Raw genomic sequence first — 20,710 nt, forward strand, 5'->3', positions numbered from 1 at the left:
CTTAATCACCAAAAGCGGCAACTAAAACTTCTAAATTCATTATGCAATTTTAAGAATCCATGCGTCAAGGCAGAACATGCGGATAAAGCGGATTTTATTTACTGGATTATTTCATTCGGTTGACCGTAGCTTACGATTTTGCAGGTTCTGGCAATTTCAAAATCACCTGCCGTAGGCTACAATATCAGGCTTTAGCAAGAGCCTTATTTGGACGCCATGCCATGTCGGATAGTGTAGTGAAAAATAATAATGGCGTAGCTGTCATGACAACTGCGCGTTTGCATATGGGTTTTTTCGACTTAAATGGCGGGCTTGGGCGTAAGTTTGGCAGTATCGGTGTCTCGCTGGATCATCCTGCTACGCAGTTGCAGGCATTCAAGTCTGATACTTTCACTGTAGAAGGTGAAAATGGTGAACGTGCACTCAAAATGGCATGTCAGCTTGCAAAAACCTTGAATCTCCAAGGCGGCGTGCATCTCAATATTCAAAGCATTATCCCTGAGCATGCAGGCTTGGGCTCTGGAACACAGTTGGCTTTGGCTGTCGGCCTTGCGATGAATAAGCTTTACGGGTTGAGTCTTACAATCAAGGATATTGCCTTGATGACAGAGCGAGGTGCCCGTTCAGGAATAGGCCTTGGCACATTCGCGGCTGGTGGTGTGATCGTCGATGGCGGACGTGCGGAAAAAACCGAAATCCCACCTGTCATCGCGCGTGCAGACTTTCCTGAAGAGTGGCGCATCATCCTTATCTTTGATCATGCAAAACGCGGTGTGCATGGCGCTGAAGAAGTCGAAGCATTCAAGACGTTGCCACAGTTCCCCGCTGATGAGGCTGCTATGTTATGTAGAAGCGTATTGATGCAAGCACTGCCAGCACTGGCTGAGCAAGACTTGGCTGCCTTTGGTGCTGCTATTAAACAGTTACAAGAGCGTACCGGCGATCATTTTGCGCCAGCGCAAGGTGGGCGGTATGCTAGCCGGAGCGTAGCTGAGGTCATTGAATGGCTGGGTCATCAGGGTGTAACCTGTTTGGGGCAAAGTTCATGGGGGCCAACAGGTTTTGCTGTCTACCCCACTGAGCAAGCGGCCTCAAGCGCATTAATTAAGCTTAACGATATATTCGGTGAGAAAAAAAACCTGACTTTTACGCTGTGTAAAGGTCGTAATCAAGGTGGTTTGGTGTACGATTTATAGCAGTATCTTGTTGTCTATCATTTGAAAATATTAAGGTTCAGTCATTATGGAAAAAGTATCAATCCTGCATTTAATCACATCGGCAAAGAACGCTAGCCCTTTCGATGTCAACATGGCATTTGATGCCGGTTTCGATAAGATCATGCCTTATACGAATGTTGAAACCAAAGAAGTGACTGGTTTGGTGCAGGATGCGATCTTCTCGCGCAGTCCTAGCGGCGTGAAGCGTGAGCATGTGTTCATCGGTGGTCGTGATATCGATGTGGCGATGGATATGCTGGATATCGCCAAGAAGTCTATGGTGCCGCCGTTCCAAGTGTCTGTGTTCGCTGATCCATCCGGCGCATTTACGACAGCAGCGGGCATGATGGCTAAAGTGGAGCAGCATTTAGCCAAGAATTTTGGTGGTGATCTAAGTGGCCGCAAAGTGAGTGTGTTCGGTGCCACCGGCCCAGTTGGCGGCTGTACCGCTGTGATCGCTGCTAAATACGGTGCGACAGTTGAGCTGGTTGCACATCGTTCCGTGGCAGATGTTCAAGCAAAAGCCGAAGCATTCAATGCACGTTACAACATCAATATCGGTTACACCGATGGCAGCACCGACGCACTTAAAAAAGAGATTCTAAGCAAGACAGATATCGCGCTATGCGCTGCAGCCGCAGGTGTTCAAGTGTTATCACTTGCGCAAATGGCTGGTTCAACAACACTTAAAGTTGTCGCGGACGTTAATGCCGTGCCACCTACAGGCGCTGAAGGTGTTGATGTATTCGCTGATGGTGTTGCAATACCTGGAACAAAGGCATTTGGTATCGGCGCTTTAGCGATTGGTAATGTTAAATATACGACCCAGCATAATCTGCTCAAGCAAATGCTAGAAACAGAAGAAAAACTATATCTCGATTTCCTTTCTGCATTCGAGATGGCGCGTAAAAGTCTCTAAACGCAGCTCAGAGTAACGTATTAAAAAAATCCTCATAGCTGCCGTTTCTGCGCGGCCTTTTGTGCAAGCTGCCGTTTCTGCCGGTTATGAGGTGATTGCACTGGATATCTTTGCTGATGCCGATACACAAGCAGCAGCAAAACAAAGTGTATTGCTTGAATATACTGATGGTGGATTTGATGAGACCGATTTCTCAAATGCCTTGGCGCAGTTAGACTTACAGGGATATATCGGTTTTGTGTATGGCAGCGGTTTTGATAAACACTGGCAATTGCTGGAGATGGCAGAAACTTATCTTCCATTGCTCGGGAACTCATTAAGAATCGTTAAGAATCTTAAGCGGCCGCAGCAGTTTTTTACGCTGCTAGATATATTAGGTATTCCGCATCCTGAAATTGCTTTTTTAGTGCCTGATGATTTGAGCGGTTGGTTGCTAAAAGGCACTGGCGGTTCAGGCGGTACGCATATAAGGCGCGCAATAAAAGATAAAAAAGCTGAAAAGGGAAGTTATTTTCAGCGAGAGATAAAGGGTTTACCTATCTCGTTGTTATTTGCGGCAAATGGCCGGAATATAGAAGTCGTCGGTTTTAATGAGCAGTTTTTTACAAGTATCGATGATCTTCCCTATTGTTATGCAGGGGCGGTGAGTAATGTCAGTTTGCCTGATGAGATCAAACAACGGCTTAAAAGCTATGCTAGAAAGATAAGCAATGCGTTGGGGCTCAAGGGATTTAATAGTATCGATGCGATAGTGAGCACTGAAGGCCAGCTATTTGTTTTGGAAGTGAACCCAAGATTGACCGCTACATTTTCTTTATATACACCTGAGCATGAGACAATGTTCGACTTGCATATGCGAGCATGTGCGGGCGATATAAAGAATTGGCCAAGTTTTAAGCCTCAAGCGGTAGCACATCGTGTGCTATATACGAGCGAAAATCTTGAGATTGCGCCGGATATGGATTGGCCTGAATGGGTAGCCGATATCCCGACGAATGGCCTTATTGAAAAGAACACCCCGGTTTGCAGTGTGCTTGCGTATGCCGCAAGTGCTGAAGCAGCAAAAACACTGGCTTCTGCGCGAGTTGAAAGTTTAGAAAACGTCATAAAAGTAAAAAAGGTAGAACAAAATGAGTGAGACAGTAACGCAGTTGGATACCAGCAATTGGCCTAGCGTCAATGCATTGACTAACCCTTTGGTTAAATACCTTGTGGATAACGCTAAAGAGTTGCGCGTTGGTGTAGAAAAGCTTGCCAATGGTACGACGATTGTTGATGCCGGTATCAAATTCCCCGGTGGTCTTGAAGCTGGGCGTCTTATTTCCGAGATATGTATGGGTGGTTTAGGCCACGTTAGTCTACATAACTCAGCGACATTCAAGCATTGGCCATGGATGCTTTCGGTACACTCTAATAATCCGATCCTTTCGTGCCTTGGTAGCCAATATGCTGGTTGGAGTCTGGCGCATGAGAAGTTCTTCTCATTAGGTTCTGGCCCTGGCCGTGCATTGGCTGGCCGTGAAGAGCTATATAAAGAGTTGGGCTATAAAGATCAGGCCAATACAACCGCTTTGGTACTTGAGAGTGAAAAAGCGCCACCTATCGAAGTGATCGAAAAAGTATCGCGTGATACTGGGGTGCCAGCAGAAAACCTGACATTTATCTTGACACCTACTCGGAGTATTGCTGGTTCAATACAGATCGTAGCGCGCGTGCTTGAAGTGGCGATGCACAAGATTCACACTCTCCATTTTCCGTTAGATCACGTGGTTGATGGCATGGCGAGTGCGCCTGTGCCTCCACCTGCGCCTGATTTCCTGATCGGTATGGGGCGTACCAATGATGCGATTCTCTTTGGGGGTCATGCTCACTTGTTCGTTAAAGGTAGTGATGACGCAGCGGCTAAGCTTGCGAAAGAATTACCAAGCAGTTCATCACGTGACTATGGTCGTCCGTTCGCTGAAGTTTTCAAAAGCGTTAATATGGATTTCTACAAGATCGATCCGATGTTATTCAGCCCTGCTGCAGTCACCGTTACTGCACTTGATTCTGGTAAGAGCTTTGTTGGCGGTAAATTGGATGAAGCGTTATTGGATCAATCTTTCGGTTATAGCGCGTAAGGTTTAATAAGCGATCTAGGCTGGCGGTCTTGTTTTGATTGAACGCATTCCGGTATTTACGGATGACCCAGGCTGGCATGGAAGGCGCCTTGCACAGGCGTTTTCTGCACGTGGTTATGAGGCAGTCTTCATCTCACTTAAAGACTGCCATATAGCACTAACAGGCGATCAGCCATCCGTCGTTATTCCCGGGTTTGAAAATGCGTTGCCCGATTACGCTTTTGTGCGTGGCGTGCCTGGTGGCACATTGCAGCAAGTCATCGTTCGCCTTGATATCCTGCATGCACTTGAGATGCTAGGCGTAAAAGTCTATAACGATGGCCGTGCAGTTGAGCGTACTGTCGATAAGGCCATGACCAGCTTCCTGTTGCATCACCAAGGTGTTGCTACCCCCGCAACATGGGTTTGCGAGTCAAGACATCGCGCAAAGAAAATCATCGATACTGAGTTATCTTCTGGGCATACATTAGTCATCAAGCCTTTATTCGGGTCGCAAGGGCAGGGTGTCCGTAAGCTGGAGCATGGCTCCCCATTTCCGGTACCCATGGAGGATCATGTAGATGGCCTCTATTACTTGCAACGATACATCGATAGCGGTGAGGGGGCGTGGCACGATCACCGTGTTTTCATCATTAACGGCAAAGCTATCGGGGCTATGGTGCGTCATGGCAGTAGCTGGATCAATAATGTCGCACAAGGCGGACGCTGTGAACCGATCTCACATTTAGGCGATATCGCCCAAATCGCTGAAAGAGCAGCAGATGCTGTCAATATCGACTATTGTGGCGTGGACGTGATTCGCGATAAGCAGGGTAAGTTGTATGTGTTAGAGGTTAATAGTATTCCCGCATGGCGAGGCTTGCAAAGCGTACTCGATATGGATATTGCACAAATGCTGGTTGATGATCTGCTTACCAAATCAAGTATTGTTGAATGACGAGAGTGTCTATATCTGAGGCCTATAAAAATGCCTGTCTTGCAGAACTATCAGCCCTTAAACCCGGCAATGTGCATATTTTTGCTGATGGTCATGGCATGGTTGTGCAGGACTTTGTAAAAAGTGCGGAAGCTTCTTCTATTGCTATATCAATACCTGAGTTAAGTGTAGGTGCGCGCATCAAGTCTGCCATTGATGCCACTTGGGATGCTGTCAGCTGTAATACTAACCTTGGTATCGTTCTACTTGCCGCGCCATTAATTCAAGCCTATTCATCAAATACTCAGAGCACCCTGCGAATCACCCTTCAATCAGTCCTCAGCGGCTTGACTGTGGAAGATGCCTCTTTGGCTTATGAGGCGATTCTACGAGCATCCCCTGCAGGGCTGGGGGGTAGTGATCAACATGATGTTCGCGAACTGCCCCAAGTGACATTGCTAGAAGCGATGCGAGCAGCAAAAGACCGAGACCTTATTGCTATGCAGTATGCAAATGGCTATCAGGATATATTCGAGTTCGGGGTCACCCATTACCAGCGTGCGCTTCAGCAATGGGGTCAGCCAGTTTGGGCTGTTACGGCGGTTTATTTAGCTTTCCTATCGCATTTTCCAGATAGCCATATTGCAAGAAAATATGGGTTAGATGCAGCCAAGCAAGTCATGGCAGAGGCAGCGCAGCAAGCTAAAGCTTTTGCTGGCTTTGAAAACCCCAAAAAATATCAACGTGAGCTATTAAGGTTCGATGCCGATCTTAAACAGCGGAAATTGAACCCTGGTACCAGTGCGGATATGACAGTGGCTACTATCTTTGCTTTGGAGTTAGTCGCAATCTAAAGTGGCTATATGCAAACCATGTAAATGATGTGGCAGAGGGTGTAGTAATCTGAATTTTTGGGTTATACTCAAAGGCTGATTGAATTTAGACTTTATGCATGCCGAGTAATCTCTGAGTGTGCATTAAGCGTAGTTGCTTATTTTGCAACGAATTAGCTGGCTGTATCCATATTAATCTCCCAAAAGGAGATTGCCTGTCAGCGCTAAAGACGTCGTAATTCAGGCGCATTCCAAAATTTTGATTACATGATTTGTTAGAGGAGAAGTTTATGTCTAGCTTGCTAGAACAACTAAAAGCGATGACCACAATCGTTGCAGATACAGGTGATGTTGAAGCGATCAAAGCTGTTAAGCCTGTTGATGCTACAACCAACCCATCCCTATTACTGAAGGCTAGTACTTTGCCACAGTATGCACACCTGATCGAAGAATCGATTGCTTATGCAAAAGCACAAGGTGGTGATAAAGCCGCTCAAATTGAAAACGCAGCAGACAAGCTAGCTGTTTTGATCGGTATCGAAATCTCTAAAGCTGTACCAGGCCGCATTTCTACTGAAGTAGATGCACGTCTATCATTCAACATCGACAAAATGGTGACTAAAGGCCGTAAGCTGATTAAGCTGTATCAAGATGCTGGTGTTGGTAAAGAGCGTGTACTGATCAAGCTGGCTTCTACTTGGGAAGGTATCAAGGCTGGTGAGATTCTGGAAAAAGAAGGCATTCAGTGTAATCTGACATTGTTATTCGGTTTTGGCCAAGCGCGTGCATGTGCTGAAGCTGGCGTATTCCTTATCTCTCCATTCGTTGGCCGTATCCTTGACTGGTACAAGGCTAAGAACCCAGGTACAGAATACACACAAGAAACAGACCCAGGTGTGGTTTCAGTTCGTGCTATCTATGCTTATTACAAAGAGCATGGTTATAAAACAGTGGTTATGGGTGCTTCATTCCGTAACACAGGTGAGTTGATCGCTCTGGCGGGTTGTGACCGTCTGACTGTATCTCCAAACCTATTGCAAGATCTGGCAGCTACTGAAGGTACGCTAGTTCAAGTATTAAAAGATGGCGGCGCAAAATCTGCACCTCCAGCTCCATTGACAGAGGAAGAGTTCCGCTTCCAATTAAACGAAGATGCTATGGCAACTGAAAAATTGTCTGAAGGTATCCGCGGTTTCGTTGTTGACCAAACCAAGCTTGAAAAGGCTTTGGCAGAAAAGCTGTAATATTGCTGACGTAATTAGCGCTATATAATCAATTGACTATAGCGCTATTTGTTTTTTTTAGTAGTACCTGTGTACTTTATGATTGCTACACTTAACGTTGACATAACATTCCGTTACAACTTAAGATAGATTTCCAAACATAAAGTAACTAACTTTTTAACCAACTGGAGAAGTATCATGGCAAAACCATTAGTTCAAATGGCATTAGACTCATTAGATTTCGACGCAACTGTAGCACTTGCTACTACTGTTGCTCCACACGTAGACATCCTTGAAATCGGTACACCATGCATCAAGCATAACGGTATCAAATTGCTGGAAACTCTTCGTGCAAAATTCCCAAACAACAAGATCCTTGTTGACTTGAAGACAGCAGATGCTGGTTACTACGAAGCTGAGCCATTCTTCAAGGCTGGTGCTGACATCGTGACAGTACTTGGTATCTCTGACATCGGCACTATCAAAGGTGTAGTTGATGTTGCTAACAAGTACGGTAAAGAAGCACAAGTTGACTTGATCAACGTACCTGACAAAGCTGCTGTTGTTAAGGCTGCTGCTGCTGCTGGCGCGCACATCATTGGTGTGCACACTGGTCTTGACCAACAAGCTGCTGGTCAAACACCGTTCACTGACTTAGCTTTGGTTGCGGGCCTGAACACTGGTCTTAAGATCTCTGTTGCTGGTGGTGTTAAGCCTGCTACAGTTCGCCAAGTAGTTGATGCTGGTGCAACGATTGTTGTTGCTGGTGCTGCTATCTACGGTGCTGCTGATCCTGCTGCTGCTGCTGCAGAAATCACATCATTGGCACGTGCTTAATTTTTAAGCGCATGTAGTGAATTCAAAACCGACCCTTCTGGGTCGGTTTTGTTTTGTGCTTCACATATTGTTAAAATAAGCGTTTAGTTACACCGTCAATCATCCATTATTTCATTAGAGGTTTTCTATTATGTCTTCTCAACAACTTATCTTAGATAAAATCACCAACGTACTTAAAGCTACTCCAACGAATCTGGAAGCCGATCTGCTGAAGATTGTTGATGAGGCTGGCCGTATTTTTATCGGTGGCGCAGGGCGTTCAGGTCTGGTTTCAAGATTCTTCGCTATGAGATTAGTGCATAGTGGTTATAAAGTGAGCATGGTTGGCGAGATCGTCACGCCAAGCATTCAGAGCGGTGATTTGTTCATTGTTATTTCTGGATCAGGCGAAACAGAAACTTTGTTGCCACTGGTTAGAAAAGCAAAATCACAAGGTGCAAAGCTTGTTGTTATCTCAATGAAGGCTAAATCAACCATGGCTGATCTGGCTGACCTCGTTATCCCTGTTGGCGCTAATGATACTGATCTGTTTGCCAAGACGCATGGTATGCCAATGGGCACCACATTCGAGTTATCTACTTTGGTTTTCCTTGAAGCGACCATTGCCACTTTAGTTGATAAAAAAGGCCTGACTGAGGAAGGCATGCGCGCTATTCACGCAAATCTTGAGTAGTCTGCTGGTCATTAAATAGTCATATTCGTTTGCTATAGTTCTTATGCAAATGAATATGATGTGTAAACCGTAATTCACATTGTGTATTTAGTTATGTGAACTACGGTTTACTTTTGTGTACTAACCCGTACAATGAGAATACATCCTCGTAACTGTATTTTAAAAGCATTAGCGTTCGAACTAATTATCTTGCCTGCAAATCCCTATTTAGACCCCATGTATTTACCGCTTACCTTACAAAATTAGTCGGGTTTATGTATAATATATGCAAATTTTTTACAGATTAACGTTAAACAGACGGTGATCTAACTTACGGCACTGCTAACCAAGCTGTGCTACTTTTTGTTTCTACGGAAACTTTATATTTGGAGAATGAAATGGCTGTTATTGATCGCGTTTTAGTGGGTGAAGCTCTTGTTATTGACAATCGTCCTGACGGCAGTGGTCTTGACCTCTTGAATGTAGCTCACATTGACTTGATCATCGGGCCACGTGGTAGCGCTGCAGAAGATGCTTTTGTGCGCACACTGACCGACCAAAAGGAAGGCGTAAACGGTCTATTGGCTGTTGTTGCACCTAACCTGATGACCAAACCTGCTACTGTGATGTTCAACAAAGTTACCATCAAAAATGGTAAACAAGCAGTTCAAATGTTTGGCCCAGCACAACGCGGTGTTGCACTGGCTGTGATGGATTGTGTTGCTGATGGTACGATTCCAGAAGATGAAGCAGAAGACGTATTCATCTGCGTTGGCGTATTTATCGATCACAAAGCTGACATCGATGAGCGTATCCAAGAGTGGAACTATCAAGCAACTAAGCAAGCTATCAAGAGCGCTGTAGCTCGTGAGCCTAAGGTTGCTGATGTGTTGAAGGCATACAAGAACTCAGCACACCCGTTCCAAGCTAAGTAATTCAATAATTCGCCTCGTTTTAACGGGGCGTTATTATTTGAAAAAGCGCATACCATGTATTTGGTATGCGCTTTTTCTTTTGGTTTTAAAGTATTTAGTTTTACTGATTGGCGAAAACGGCCTCTAATTGTTTGGCTGATAAATCACCAGAATGCAGAGCGCTTGCGATTAATGCCCCTTGTATGCCCATCGACGTTAATGTCGAGATATCCGTAGCATCGCGCACACCACCCGCTGCATAGATTGCGCTGTGGGTGGATGCACTTAGTATCTCATTCAGTTTCTTCATATCAGGTCCTAGGCCACTACCGACATGATTAAGTGTCATGGCGATGACTTTTTCGGGCCAACTCGAACTATCTTCCAGTAGCTCTGGAGGTCCTTTGTAGCCAGTAGGCGTAAAGTCCAGCGATAATATCAATTGGTGTTGATAGACGCGCTTAATAGCAAGGTAGTTATCCATGCTTCTGAGGCTTTCAGTACCTATGACAAATTTGATCGGCAGGTCATGCCATTCATACAGGTCCGAGACTTCGCTAAAACCACTATCCAGCCATAACTCGATATGGGGAAAGCGCCGATTGATTGTTTTAATGGTGTCGTAATGGTGACCATTGCGCTGAATGCTATTCAGGTCGGCGATGTAGAGTTCTTTAAATGGGTATAATTCAATTAAGGATTGGGTGATATGCATAGGATCACTTGATGTACAAAGGGGGGAATTGATAGGTTGATAGTTTTTCCGGTCACCGCGTTTTGCGTGTACAACCTTGCCATCTAATAGATCTATAACAGGAATAATATTCAATTTATTTCGCTTAAAGCTGCCCAGGAAAGTATTGCTTGAAGATATTCGTTTGTGAATTCATCACCGGTGGGGGATTATACCGCGAGCCTCTGTCAACCTCTCTTGTAAAAGAGGGAGAGTTGATGCGCAATGCGCTTTTACGTGATCTGTCTGATATTCCAGAGGTCTATTTGACAACGACATTCGATTACCGATTATCGCCTCCGAGTTTTGTGCATAAAACCGTTCAGGTAGGCCTGCATGAAGATATCTGGGATATATGGGTAAGCATGACTGCCGAGTGTGATGCTGCTTGGCTGATTGCGCCTGAGACTGATGGCCTGTTATTAAAATTGACGCAGATGGTTGAAGAGCAGGGAAAAGTTCTACTCGGTTGTCATGCATATGCTGTTGAGGTGGCGAGTAGTAAATATAAAACCTGGCAAGTGCTTTCAAATGCGGGCGTGGAAGTGATTCCTACCGATGACGTCAATCATTGGCAACCAAATATAGAGGGTAGTTGGGTGGTTAAGCCTGATGACGGTACTGATTGTGAGGGAAGCCTATATTTTGAAACCTCTGCGTATTTGACTAGCTGGCTTAGTCAGAAAGATGATGAAGCCTTATCTGTTGTACAACCTTATCAACGAGGCCGTGCAGCCAGTATCTCGATGGTATGCAAAGATGGTGATGGCTGGCTGCTAAGCTGTAATAGTCAGAAAATCAACCTTGAGGTTTCTCAAGGGATAGGCAAGTTTTCATATTCCGGCAGTATCGTGAATGGGTTGGCAGAACATTGGACGCTATTTGAAGATTTGGCAAAGCGAATCGCAAAAGTGATACCGAGTTTGCGTGGCTATGTTGGCGTTGATGTGATTATGGATGAGCTGAGTCGCGATCTGCATGTGCTGGAGATTAACCCGCGTTTAACGACTTCTTATGTTGGTTTGAGGCAGGCGATTGACTACAACCCAGCACGCTTGGTTGTAGACTTGCTCTATAATGATGCTTTCTCACTCCCGCCAATCTCGCGAAATATCGTGGAAATCTCCTTAAATGCATGATCAAAATTCAGCATTGATTACCTTAGGCTGGGATGTCGGTGGCGCACACCTTAAAGTTGCATTGGTGAACACTGATGGTGTCGCATTGCAAGTGGTTCAGGTCAAATGTCGCTTGTGGCTGGGCATAGAGCAATTAGAGCAAGCTGTAGACGAAGTATTAGGGCAATTGCAGTATGCGGCAGGGCAGCATGTCGTCACTATGACGGGCGAGCTGGCCGATATATTCCCTGACCGCATCTCTGGCGTTATGCAGATTGCTGATGTGATGCGCCAGAAGCTTTCTGGGCAGGTCACATTTTATGCAGGCACATCTGGTTTTGTCGCAATTGCAGATGTCGCTTATAAGTCTGCTGCCATCGCTTCAGCGAATTGGCTTGCGAGTGCAAGTTTTTTGGCAAAACAGATTCCTCAGGCTTTATTTATCGATATTGGCAGTACTACTGCGGATATCGTGCTCTTGAATGAGGGGCACCCCTTTACGCGAGGTATTTCAGATGCGGAACGCATGAAGTCTGAGTCGCTGATTTATACCGGCGTTGTACGTACTCCTGTCATGGCGGTGAGTAGCCGAGTGCCATTCTTGGGTGAGTGGGTGACTTTGGCCGCAGAGTATTTTTCCACGATGGCGGATATATACAGGCTTACTGGCGACTTAAAACTTGCGGATGATATGGCCGATACGGCAGATGGTGCAGGAAAGACGGTGGAAGATAGTGCCCGTCGTCTTGCAAGAATGATCGGACATGATCTTGATGATGCCCCAATGAGTGCTTGGGTGGCTTTGGCCAATGCATTTAAGCAGCAACAGCTTAATCGTTTGAAAGATGCCGTATTGCGCCATTACTCATGTGGAATCATTGATGCGGATGCGCCCATGATTGGCGCAGGCGTGGGTCGTTTTCTTGTATTCGAATTGGCCAACCAGTTGAACCGTGATTATTATGATGCGAGTAATTTTATTCGCGCCCAAACTGATACCACTAAATATTGGGCGAGTGCCTGTTTGCCTGCTTACGCAGTAGCTGCGTTAAGGTAACCCTAATACGATGCTAAGCCAACCGACGTTGATACACGAGCTTACTTATTCCCCCGATAGTGCCATATTATTTGCGCGTATCGCTAACCAGCCTTGGGCAATATATCTGGATAGCGGCCGACCACAGAGTCAGTATGGACGCTATGATATTTTGACGGCTAATCCGTTTATTACACTATCGACGGTTGATGGCGAAACTAAGATTTCATCTGCGGATAGGGTCGATACATCATCTGCTGATCCATTTGCGCTATTAAAGACCACCCTTGAGGCATATAAAGTAACGAATAGCGGCTTGCCTTTTGAAGGTGGGGCAATAGGCTACTTTGGTTACGATCTGGCGCGTCGTTTGGAGCATATGCCATCATCTGCCTTGGATGGAGAGCACATTCCGCAAATGATGGTGGGAATATATGACTGGGCTGTTGTTGTTGACCATAAAACTCAAAAATCCTGTCTGGTTTCGCATGGATTTAACCCGGCTACCCATACCCAGTGGCAAGGTCTGTGTGATTTATTCGATGCACCGCTTGAAATACCTGAGTCAACATTTGAGGTTGTCTCGGAGGTGGTTTCAAATATGGATTTGCCTGCCTACGAAAAAGCTTTTGAGAAGATACAGCACTATATTCACGAAGGTGATTGCTATCAGGTGAATCTGGCGCAACGCTTTTCGGCGAGCGCTATGGGTAATGCTTGGACAGCCTACGAATACTTGCGTGAAATAAGCCCCGCACCTTTTCTAGCCTATATGAATCTGCCCGGATTGCAGGTGCTTTCTGCTTCACCAGAGCGTTTTCTGCAAGTCAGTGGGCGTCATGTCGAGACGCGACCTATCAAGGGCACACGTCCACGTGCCGCTGACGCTGAAGAAGATGCAAAGAATGCACAGGAGCTAGAGGCTAGCCTGAAAGACCGCGCAGAGAACTTGATGATTGTGGATTTGTTACGTAACGACATCAGTAAAAGCTGCGCAGTGGGCTCGGTGAAAGCCGAGCGACTATTTGCGCTTGAAAGCTTTGCCAATGTGCACCATCTTGTCAGTACCGTGACGGGTAAGTTGGCATCGGGCAATACAGCGATTGATCTGTTACGGGGTTGTTTCCCCGGTGGTTCGATTACCGGTGCCCCAAAACTCAGGGCGATAGAGATCATCGAAGAGCTGGAGCCTCACAGGCGTGGACTATATTGCGGTGCGATAGGCTATATCGGCTTTGACGGTAATATGGATACCAATATCACGATCCGCACGGCAGTTTATTCTGATGGCGAGATTCGTTTTTGGGCCGGAGGTGGTATTGTTGCAGATTCTGAAATGCAAAAAGAGTATCGCGAAACATGGGATAAAGCTTCCTCCATGCTTGAATTAATGCAGCATTTTGGCAAGAATAATAACGGCAGTTAGATATGCTTGAATCTGGGAGAAATATCGTATGTGGATAGTGAAACTGGGCGGCAGTCTTCTAGGGTCGCCTGAACTGAATGAATGGCTGGAAGTATTGGCGCATCATGGTGATGGCAAGGTAGTCATTGTTCCAGGTGGCGGGTTGCTCGCTGATGCAGTGCGTGAATCACAGCGTATGAGTGGCTGTAGCGATCTTGTTGCGCATAAGATGGCCGTCATGGCGATGGATCAGTTTGGTGTATTGATGTCTGGGCTTAATAGCGAATTAGTCACCGCATCGAACGAACTTGAGATTGCAGAACGTGGCTGGCAGCACCGTGCGATCGTCTGGCTGCCGAGTGAAATGGTGCTGGCTGACGAGACTATCCCTACTAATTGGCAGGTCACATCAGATAGCTTGGCTGCTTGGCTGGCAAGTAAGCTGAATGCTGAACATCTCATATTAGTGAAATCCGAACGCTTGGACCTTGACCAGATATCACTAGAGCGCCTGACAAAAGAAGGTTTCGTCGATGAGCATTTTGGTGACTATATCGTCGGCAAGACATTCAACACTTGGGTATTAGGTAAGCAGGATCACAATATTTTTCATGACAAATTATCAGAAGAGATTTTGACTGAAACTGGTTTGCCCGTCATGTGTTCCTGGAACTAAAGGAGAGCGATATGAACGATGTGACTGATAAACCAAGTGATGAACATGTGTATAGCCTTGATGAAATCAATGTTAAATTGGCGGCTGAACTTCCTCATTGGTATTTTGAAGATGGCTGGATTCGCCGTAAGTACAAGACCAGTGGCTGGAAGGGTACGTTAATGGTGGTGAATACGGTCGGGCATTTGGCTGAAGCTGCATGGCATCATCCAGATCTGACAGTTTCTTATGCGTTTGTCATCGTTAAGCTATGCACACATAGCGCCAAAGGCATTACAGATAAAGACTGGACGCTAGCCAAGAAGATAGAGGACGTCATCCAATGGCAACCGGGCAAAGAAGCTGGGGCGCTTGAAGGCACACCCAACGACGATGCTCGTTTCAAATATATCAAATACGATTAAATCGCTTCGCGTTTTTCAAAGCGTCCGAAGTGCAGCATGATGGTCGGCAGTATCAATAAGTTCAGGATGGTAGATGTAATGAGACCGCCTACAATGATCATGGCCATCGGCCCTTCGATTTCCTTGCCTGGCTGACCACTTCCTGCTGCTAAGGGTAGTAAGCCTAATGCCGTCACCAATGCGGTCATCAATATAGATGGCAAGCGTTCAGATGCGCCTCTTATGGCAGTTTCCAATCCCCATGTCATGCCTTCAGCATCTATCAGGTGCTGGTAGTGTGAGACCAGCATGATTGAATTGCGTAATGTGATGCCGAAAAGTGTCACGAAACCGACCATGGTGCCGAGTGATACCCAACCGCCTGAGAGTATCGCTGCCAGCACACCACCAATGAGTGCAAAAGGCAGGTTTGCGAAGGTCAGCAACAGATTGCGTAGTTGACCAAATGCGATATAAAGCATAATGAAAATGCCCGCAACCGCCAAAATCGAATGTACGATCAAGTCGCGTCGTGATTGTGCCTCTGCCTCTGCTGAGCCTGTGTAGGAGACGTAATTCCCCGGTGAGAGCTGCACTTCGGATTTGATACGCTTCTTTAATTCATCTGAGAAAGATTGGATATCGCGCCCCGTGACATTGGCTGTCACGCTTTGTATACGTTTCGCGCCTGAATGCAGAATCTTGGAGCGCCCGTTTTCCTGTGATATGTCTGCGATATCGCTCAGGCGAACCAAGCGGCCTTCATTATTGATCAAAGGTAATTTTGCTACCTGCTGTATGTTGTTGCGCGATTTTTCATCAAGTACGACACTCACGCCGATGACACGACTATTCTGGAAAACTTGCGCAACCGGCACACTTTCATAAGCTGCACGAATGTTATCGAGTACATCGGTGACCTGGAAGCCGAGCTGCAAGAGTTTCTCTGGGCGTAACCGTATAACGAGCTGTGGTGTGCCCGGTGGCGACTGAATCAGCACATCGTTAGCCCCTTGGATGCCGGAAATGACACCCGCGATCTTTTGTGCATCACGATCCAATGCATCCAGATTGTTGCCATAGATATTGATCACTTGCGATGCTGCATAGCCGGAGATGGTTTCTTCAATGCGTTCGGTCAAAAATGTATTGATCGCAAAATTGACACCAACAAACCCTGGTGGAGTAGGGCCGTCATCATCATAGCCTGAAAGCTTTTCTCGGATATCTTCGAGTATCCTGTTTTGCTCATCGCCGGATAATGCGCCGATCTCGATCTCGAATTCGCTGTAATGCGTGCCAAAAGTATCTGCGGCATTAGGTGCCCGGCCGACCCACTGGGCGACTGAGCGTACGCCACGAATGCTGCTAACCACCTCAGCGACTTTTTTACCAATGCGCAAAGATTCTTTTTCTGATGTTCCCGGCACTGCCGTCATGTGCATGATGTAGTGGCCTTCATACAAGTTGGGTATGAATTGGCTTTGGAACAAAGGCAGAATGCCTAAACCAATAGCGATGAACATGACGGTGACCGCAATAATCACCTTATATTGTTTTTCTATACGGTAAAGTAACTTCACATAGCCTTGTTTGATATAACGGATCATCGGTGAATCATCGCTTTCAAGCGCTGCTTTGCTGAGTAGCAGGTAACAAAGCGCCGGTGTTAAGGTTAAGGCAACGACCAATGAAGCGATAATCGCGGTGATGTATGAGATGCCTAGCGGTGCAAATAACTTACCTGCCACACCAGAGAGTGTAAGTAAGGGCATGAATACCAGTGCCACGATGATCGTAGCGTAGAACACAGAGCTGCGAACCTCGATTGACGCATCGAATACGACCTTGTATGCGGGCAAGGGCTGACTTAGCAACCGATTTTCCCGCAGTCGGCGAAAGATGTTCTCTGTATCGATGATCGCATCATCGACGACCTCGCCCAATGCAATGGCAAGACCACCAAGCACCATGATGTTCAAGCCGATATTAAAGTGATTTAGCACGACGATCGCGGTTAATAGCGAAAGAGGGATTGCCGTTGCGGAGATAAGCGCAGTACGTACATTGAACAAAAACATGAACAGCACGCTGATCACCAAGACCGAGCCAATCAATATATCGGTCTGTACGCCATCTATGGCTGTCTCAATAAAGTTAGCAGGGCGGAATAGCTTGCTGTGTAAGGTGACTTGTTCATCCTTGAGACTAGGTTCAAGCTCATGCAACGCTTTTTCGATCGCACGGGTGACGCCATGGGTATTCGCCCCTAGTTGGCCTTGTATGGAAAGGTAGATGCCATCATGCCCATCAATGGCCGCGGCGCTGATAGAGGGTGCAGCACCCTCTACTACGCGCCCTATATCGGTCAGGCGTATGGTTTGCCCATTACGATGTAATAAAGTCGTTTGCGCAAGTTGTTGAGGGGAGAGTGCTTGCCCTTCACTGTTGATGACGATGCGTTGATTACTGTTTTCTATAAAGCCGCCACCGCGTACACCGGTCGCTTTTTTTGCGGCCTCCATGACTTCTTGCAGTGAGATGTTGTAGCGCACCAGTTTCTCAGGGTCTACCTGAATCTGGAACTGCCTCACTTCTCCGCCGAATACGTTGACATCAGCTACGCCGGGTACTGCAAGCAGATGCGGCCTGATGGTCCAATCGACCAATGTGCGTAACTCCATCATTGTGCGCGATTGCGACGTGATGCCAATACCTAAGACTGTGCTCGCAGAAGAGGTAAGTGGGGTGATGTTTGGTGTGATGCCTTGCGGCAATCGGTTCGATAATGTTGCAAGGCTCTCTGCAATCACTTGCCGATTGCGATATACATCAGAGCCTTCTTTGAATATCACGGTGACAACAGACAATCCCGGTATCGATTGCGAACGCGTCATTTCGATACCCACCGTACCTGCAATGCTATTCTCTATCGGTTGAGTAACAAGTGACTCCACCAATTCAGCCGATAATCCCGGAGATTCCGTCTGAATAACGATCAGCGTGGGAGAGAATTCCGGGAACACATCCAGATTACTCTGTGAAAGAGTATAGATGCCATATAAGACAATCAGGCTCGCAAGGCCTATCACCACGCCGCTAAAGCGGATGGAGAACCTGATGATAGAGGCCATCATGCCGGTCTAGTCCTCATTCTCGTTCTTGATCTGGTATTTAAACTCTTCTGATAGCAATAACTGGGCGCCATTAATCACGATTTCATCAGATGTTTTAATGGTGCCACTATTAAACCAGCCACCATCTGTTTCATTCTCAGTACTGATCGGAAAGCGCATGAATTTATCATCCCCCAGCCTTTTATAAATCCAAGCTTTACCGCTATACCAGACCACAGCACTTGTTGGCACCATTACTCCATCAGCAGATTTCCCCGTCGATTGCATGCCAACACTCACACGCATGCCCGCGCGCAAGTCATCCGCTACTGCGCGATAGTAAAAGGTACGACCCTGAACTGTGTTATCTGTCTGTGCCGAGGTCGATACGAACTTTGCCTGCACCGCTTTGCCTTGAGTGCCTGTTGGCGTGACATTCAATGTGTCTCCCGCTTTTGGGTTTGCGCTCTCAAAGGGAAGGGTGATCTGTAATAAAACTTCTTTGTGCAGGAGCAAGTCTTGCATCATCGCTCCTGCATCCTGCCTAGTGATATCTGCTGCCAGTGCCTCACCCCATAATTGGCGTATGTTGTCGCGTATATTGTTCGCTAGGGTCTCTGCTGCAGCAACTTTTGCCTGGTCTGTCTTCCATGCTGATTCTGCTGCAATCACGGCACGATCCGAGATATTGCGATTATCCTGATTGAGTTGCGATAAACGCTGGTATTCCTGTTGACTATTTGAAAGGGATGCGCGCGCGATCTCAGCCTCTGCTTTTGCAGTCAGGTAACGTGTTCGTAACTCGATTAAGGGGTCGATGCTGACTACATATCCTAATGACGACAACACATTCTGGTAATGCGCAGGTTTTAACTGCGTGGTTTCAATGCCGCTTTGCACTTGAGATGCTGGAGTGACAGTGATTGTTGTAATGCCTGATTCAATATTGACGCGATTAGGCGACTCAATTTCCTCTTCTTGCCCATGTTTGTAGGCTTCGTATTCATCTTTGCCATAAAATACAATCACCCAGAACATCAGGATGATGATCAAAGCCTGCAAGCCGATGATGAGGGCCAATTTCCTATTCATATGCATTCCTTAGCGCTTCTCTATATTTAAACTTGCGCGATTGACGGTGTCTTCAATATTGATTGGTGAACTCACTTGGCTATTTAACGGGCGCTGTATGACGTCTTCAAGTCTGGCAAGCGCTCGTTGAGCCTTATAGCTTGTATTGATCAGGTTTTGCAGGGCCAAGATGTTTTCCAGTTTGGTTGTCGTTAGCTCAAGGCGATCAGCATAGCCCGCATCGAATTGATTTTGTATTTGGCGACTGCGTGCTTCAGTATCATCTAAAAATTGTTGTGCCTTAACTAACTCTTCCTGCGCTGATTGGTAATTTGCTTTGGCTTTTTCCAACTCGCTAATGATGTTGGCCTGCAATGCTTCAAATTGGGCCGCTTCAACTTCCCGTAGTGATTGAGCTTCTGCGATCAGTGCACGATTCTTGTTGATCAAGGTCAATAATCCACTTAATCCTAAAGACCATATCCTGTCGCCCTGATCATAGCTATAACCTGGGGAGGCGATAATGTCAGGATACTGTTTCGCAATCTCCAGCCGCAGTTTGGCTTCGGCTGCCGCATATCGTGCCAATGCCGCCCTAATATCGAGACGGTTTAGCAAGGCGGCTTCCTGAAATTCAGCATTCACCGCATCATCAAATACGATGGTTTGTTTTTTACTATTAAGTGCAGAGATCGGTACAGATTCAATATTCAATTGCTTGAATATTGCAAGTGGGAGTCCTGCATTGCCTGCAAGGGATGCTCGCAGTGCGGGGATTTGCCCTTGCACTGCTGCAAGCCCTTGCTGGGCTTTCTGCAACTGCAAACGTGCATTGCTGGATTCAACAGTAGATACCATGCCAGCTTTCAAGCGCGCATCCAGCATCGAGACGATATCCTGCCGCAAGCTTACTTCACTTTGCATTGCCTGAACCTGATAATCCGCATTGAGATAATCGATCAATGCGTTGATGGCAAGGCTGCGTACCTGCCACGCAGTTTGTGCGATTTCTATTCTTGCCGCTTCCGAAAGGTTGTTGGCACGATCGATTCTTGCCTCGCGTTTTCCGGCGGTCTCGATCGGTATGTCTATACCCAAACCGTATGTCCAAGGTGATACACCGCCATCACGCTGGCTATGGTTTTCCACATTGCTTGATATTGCCGGTATCGGGCGTTGGCGCGCAGTATTGCCGCTAGCCATCGCGGCGCGCCACTGGGCGCGGGCAACATCCAGTTGCGGATTAAAGAATAGGGCGACATAGGTTAATTCAGATTCACCCCATTGCGTGATCGGCAGACGATTCTCAGGGTAACCAGAAGCAATCAGGAATTCCCGAAACTCAACGCTGTCAGGGTCATGCTTTAAGTAGCGGGTTGCTATTTTTGAGGGGTCTATAGGTTTTGCCGTATAGGATTGAAAGCCGCAACTCACCAGCAATAGGCAAACAAAAGCAATGCCTGCACCATAAACCGCAGATGTTGCTTTCATGCCTTTCTCCATCGCCTGACCAAATCCGATAAGTAATGCGCTATCGGTTT

The 20,710-nt window shown here is 46.6% G+C and carries 19 protein-coding genes; 15 read left to right on the top strand and 4 right to left on the bottom strand.

The annotated features are described in order from the left end of the window. Nucleotides 1-221 precede the first annotated feature (221 nt). The 10 genes from A7981_RS05425 to fae all read left to right on the top strand — a co-directional run bounded on the left by A7981_RS05425 (nucleotide 222) and on the right by fae (nucleotide 9,652). Complete coding sequence (locus A7981_RS05425) at nucleotides 222-1,196, top strand: beta-ribofuranosylaminobenzene 5'-phosphate synthase family protein (protein WP_067266599.1); 975 nt, start codon at nucleotides 222-224, stop codon at nucleotides 1,194-1,196. 46 nt (nucleotides 1,197-1,242) lie between these two features. Then, nucleotides 1,243-2,136, top strand: a complete 894-nt coding sequence (locus A7981_RS05430) for an NAD(P)-dependent methylenetetrahydromethanopterin dehydrogenase (RefSeq protein ID WP_067265082.1) — start codon at nucleotides 1,243-1,245, stop codon at nucleotides 2,134-2,136. A 61-nt stretch (nucleotides 2,137-2,197) separates the two neighbouring features. Then, nucleotides 2,198-3,274, top strand: coding sequence for an ATP-grasp domain-containing protein (locus A7981_RS05435; protein WP_067265084.1), 1,077 nt, complete (start codon nucleotides 2,198-2,200; stop codon nucleotides 3,272-3,274). Beyond that, nucleotides 3,267-4,256, top strand: a complete 990-nt coding sequence (mch, locus tag A7981_RS05440; RefSeq protein WP_067265086.1) for a methenyltetrahydromethanopterin cyclohydrolase — start codon at nucleotides 3,267-3,269, stop codon at nucleotides 4,254-4,256. Before A7981_RS05435 ends, mch begins: the two co-directional genes overlap by 8 nt. A 34-nt stretch (nucleotides 4,257-4,290) precedes the next feature. Beyond that, a complete protein-coding gene (locus tag A7981_RS05445; protein ID WP_088178024.1) occupies nucleotides 4,291-5,193 on the top strand; it encodes a RimK family alpha-L-glutamate ligase in 903 nt (300 codons plus the stop codon). After that, nucleotides 5,190-6,026, top strand: a complete 837-nt coding sequence (locus tag A7981_RS05450; RefSeq protein ID WP_067265088.1) for a triphosphoribosyl-dephospho-CoA synthase — start codon at nucleotides 5,190-5,192, stop codon at nucleotides 6,024-6,026. The genes A7981_RS05445 and A7981_RS05450 overlap by 4 nt, the downstream gene beginning before the upstream one ends. 269 nt (nucleotides 6,027-6,295) lie before the next feature. Continuing rightward, complete coding sequence (gene tal / locus A7981_RS05455) at nucleotides 6,296-7,249, top strand: transaldolase (RefSeq protein ID WP_067265090.1); 954 nt, start codon at nucleotides 6,296-6,298, stop codon at nucleotides 7,247-7,249. A 177-nt stretch (nucleotides 7,250-7,426) separates the two neighbouring features. Then, nucleotides 7,427-8,065 (top strand): 3-hexulose-6-phosphate synthase, encoded by a 639-nt coding sequence (gene hxlA, locus A7981_RS05460; RefSeq protein ID WP_067265093.1) that lies wholly within the window; start codon nucleotides 7,427-7,429, stop codon nucleotides 8,063-8,065. Between the two features lie 130 nt (nucleotides 8,066-8,195). Then, nucleotides 8,196-8,738, top strand: coding sequence for a 6-phospho-3-hexuloisomerase (hxlB, locus tag A7981_RS05465; RefSeq protein ID WP_067265095.1), 543 nt, complete (start codon nucleotides 8,196-8,198; stop codon nucleotides 8,736-8,738). 377 nt (nucleotides 8,739-9,115) lie between these two features. Continuing rightward, a complete protein-coding gene (gene fae, locus A7981_RS05470; RefSeq protein WP_067265098.1) occupies nucleotides 9,116-9,652 on the top strand; it encodes a formaldehyde-activating enzyme in 537 nt (178 codons plus the stop codon). Nucleotides 9,653-9,752: 100 nt separating this feature from the next. Here fae and A7981_RS05475 read toward each other — a convergent pair whose 3' ends face one another. Next, a complete protein-coding gene (locus A7981_RS05475; protein WP_067265102.1) occupies nucleotides 9,753-10,460 on the bottom strand; it encodes a HisA/HisF-related TIM barrel protein in 708 nt (235 codons plus the stop codon). 35 nt (nucleotides 10,461-10,495) lie between these two features. On the opposite strand from A7981_RS05475, the gene A7981_RS05480 reads away from it, so the two are divergent. From A7981_RS05480 to A7981_RS05500, 5 genes are read left to right on the top strand one after another with little or no spacing between them, the layout of a single operon-like run. Beyond that, nucleotides 10,496-11,503, top strand: coding sequence for an ATP-grasp domain-containing protein (locus A7981_RS05480; protein ID WP_067265104.1), 1,008 nt, complete (start codon nucleotides 10,496-10,498; stop codon nucleotides 11,501-11,503). Next, entirely contained in the window at nucleotides 11,496-12,539 is a 1,044-nt protein-coding gene (locus A7981_RS05485; protein ID WP_067265107.1) for a hydantoinase/oxoprolinase family protein, read from the top strand. The genes A7981_RS05480 and A7981_RS05485 overlap by 8 nt, the downstream gene beginning before the upstream one ends. Nucleotides 12,540-12,549: 10 nt before the next feature. Continuing rightward, nucleotides 12,550-13,944 carry an aminodeoxychorismate synthase component I gene (gene pabB, locus A7981_RS05490; RefSeq protein ID WP_067265110.1) on the top strand — a complete coding sequence of 465 codons (1,395 nt, stop codon included), beginning with the start codon at nucleotides 12,550-12,552 and terminating at the stop codon, nucleotides 13,942-13,944. A gap of 28 nt (nucleotides 13,945-13,972) precedes the next feature. After that, the gene (locus tag A7981_RS05495) at nucleotides 13,973-14,599 is read left to right on the top strand and encodes a uridylate kinase (protein WP_067265114.1); all 627 of its coding nucleotides are present in this window, start codon (nucleotides 13,973-13,975) and stop codon (nucleotides 14,597-14,599) included. Nucleotides 14,600-14,610: 11 nt separating this feature from the next. Then, nucleotides 14,611-15,003 (top strand): 4a-hydroxytetrahydrobiopterin dehydratase, encoded by a 393-nt coding sequence (locus A7981_RS05500; protein ID WP_067265116.1) that lies wholly within the window; start codon nucleotides 14,611-14,613, stop codon nucleotides 15,001-15,003. Here the strand turns inward: A7981_RS05500 and A7981_RS05505 are convergent. The 3 genes from A7981_RS05505 to A7981_RS05515 are packed head-to-tail and all read right to left on the bottom strand — an operon-like array spanning nucleotide 15,000 to nucleotide 20,660. Further along, a complete protein-coding gene (locus A7981_RS05505) occupies nucleotides 15,000-18,119 on the bottom strand; it encodes an efflux RND transporter permease subunit (protein ID WP_067265119.1) in 3,120 nt (1,039 codons plus the stop codon). The genes A7981_RS05500 and A7981_RS05505 overlap by 4 nt on opposite strands. Before the next feature lie 6 nt (nucleotides 18,120-18,125). Beyond that, nucleotides 18,126-19,190 (bottom strand): efflux RND transporter periplasmic adaptor subunit, encoded by a 1,065-nt coding sequence (locus A7981_RS05510; RefSeq protein ID WP_067265121.1) that lies wholly within the window; start codon nucleotides 19,188-19,190, stop codon nucleotides 18,126-18,128. A 9-nt stretch (nucleotides 19,191-19,199) separates the two neighbouring features. Beyond that, the gene (locus tag A7981_RS05515) at nucleotides 19,200-20,660 is read right to left on the bottom strand and encodes a TolC family protein (RefSeq protein ID WP_088178025.1); all 1,461 of its coding nucleotides are present in this window, start codon (nucleotides 20,658-20,660) and stop codon (nucleotides 19,200-19,202) included. Nucleotides 20,661-20,710 lie beyond the last annotated feature (50 nt).

Source organism: Methylovorus sp. MM2 (assembly GCF_001648895.1).
In the GTDB taxonomy this organism is placed as follows: domain Bacteria; phylum Pseudomonadota; class Gammaproteobacteria; order Burkholderiales; family Methylophilaceae; genus MM1.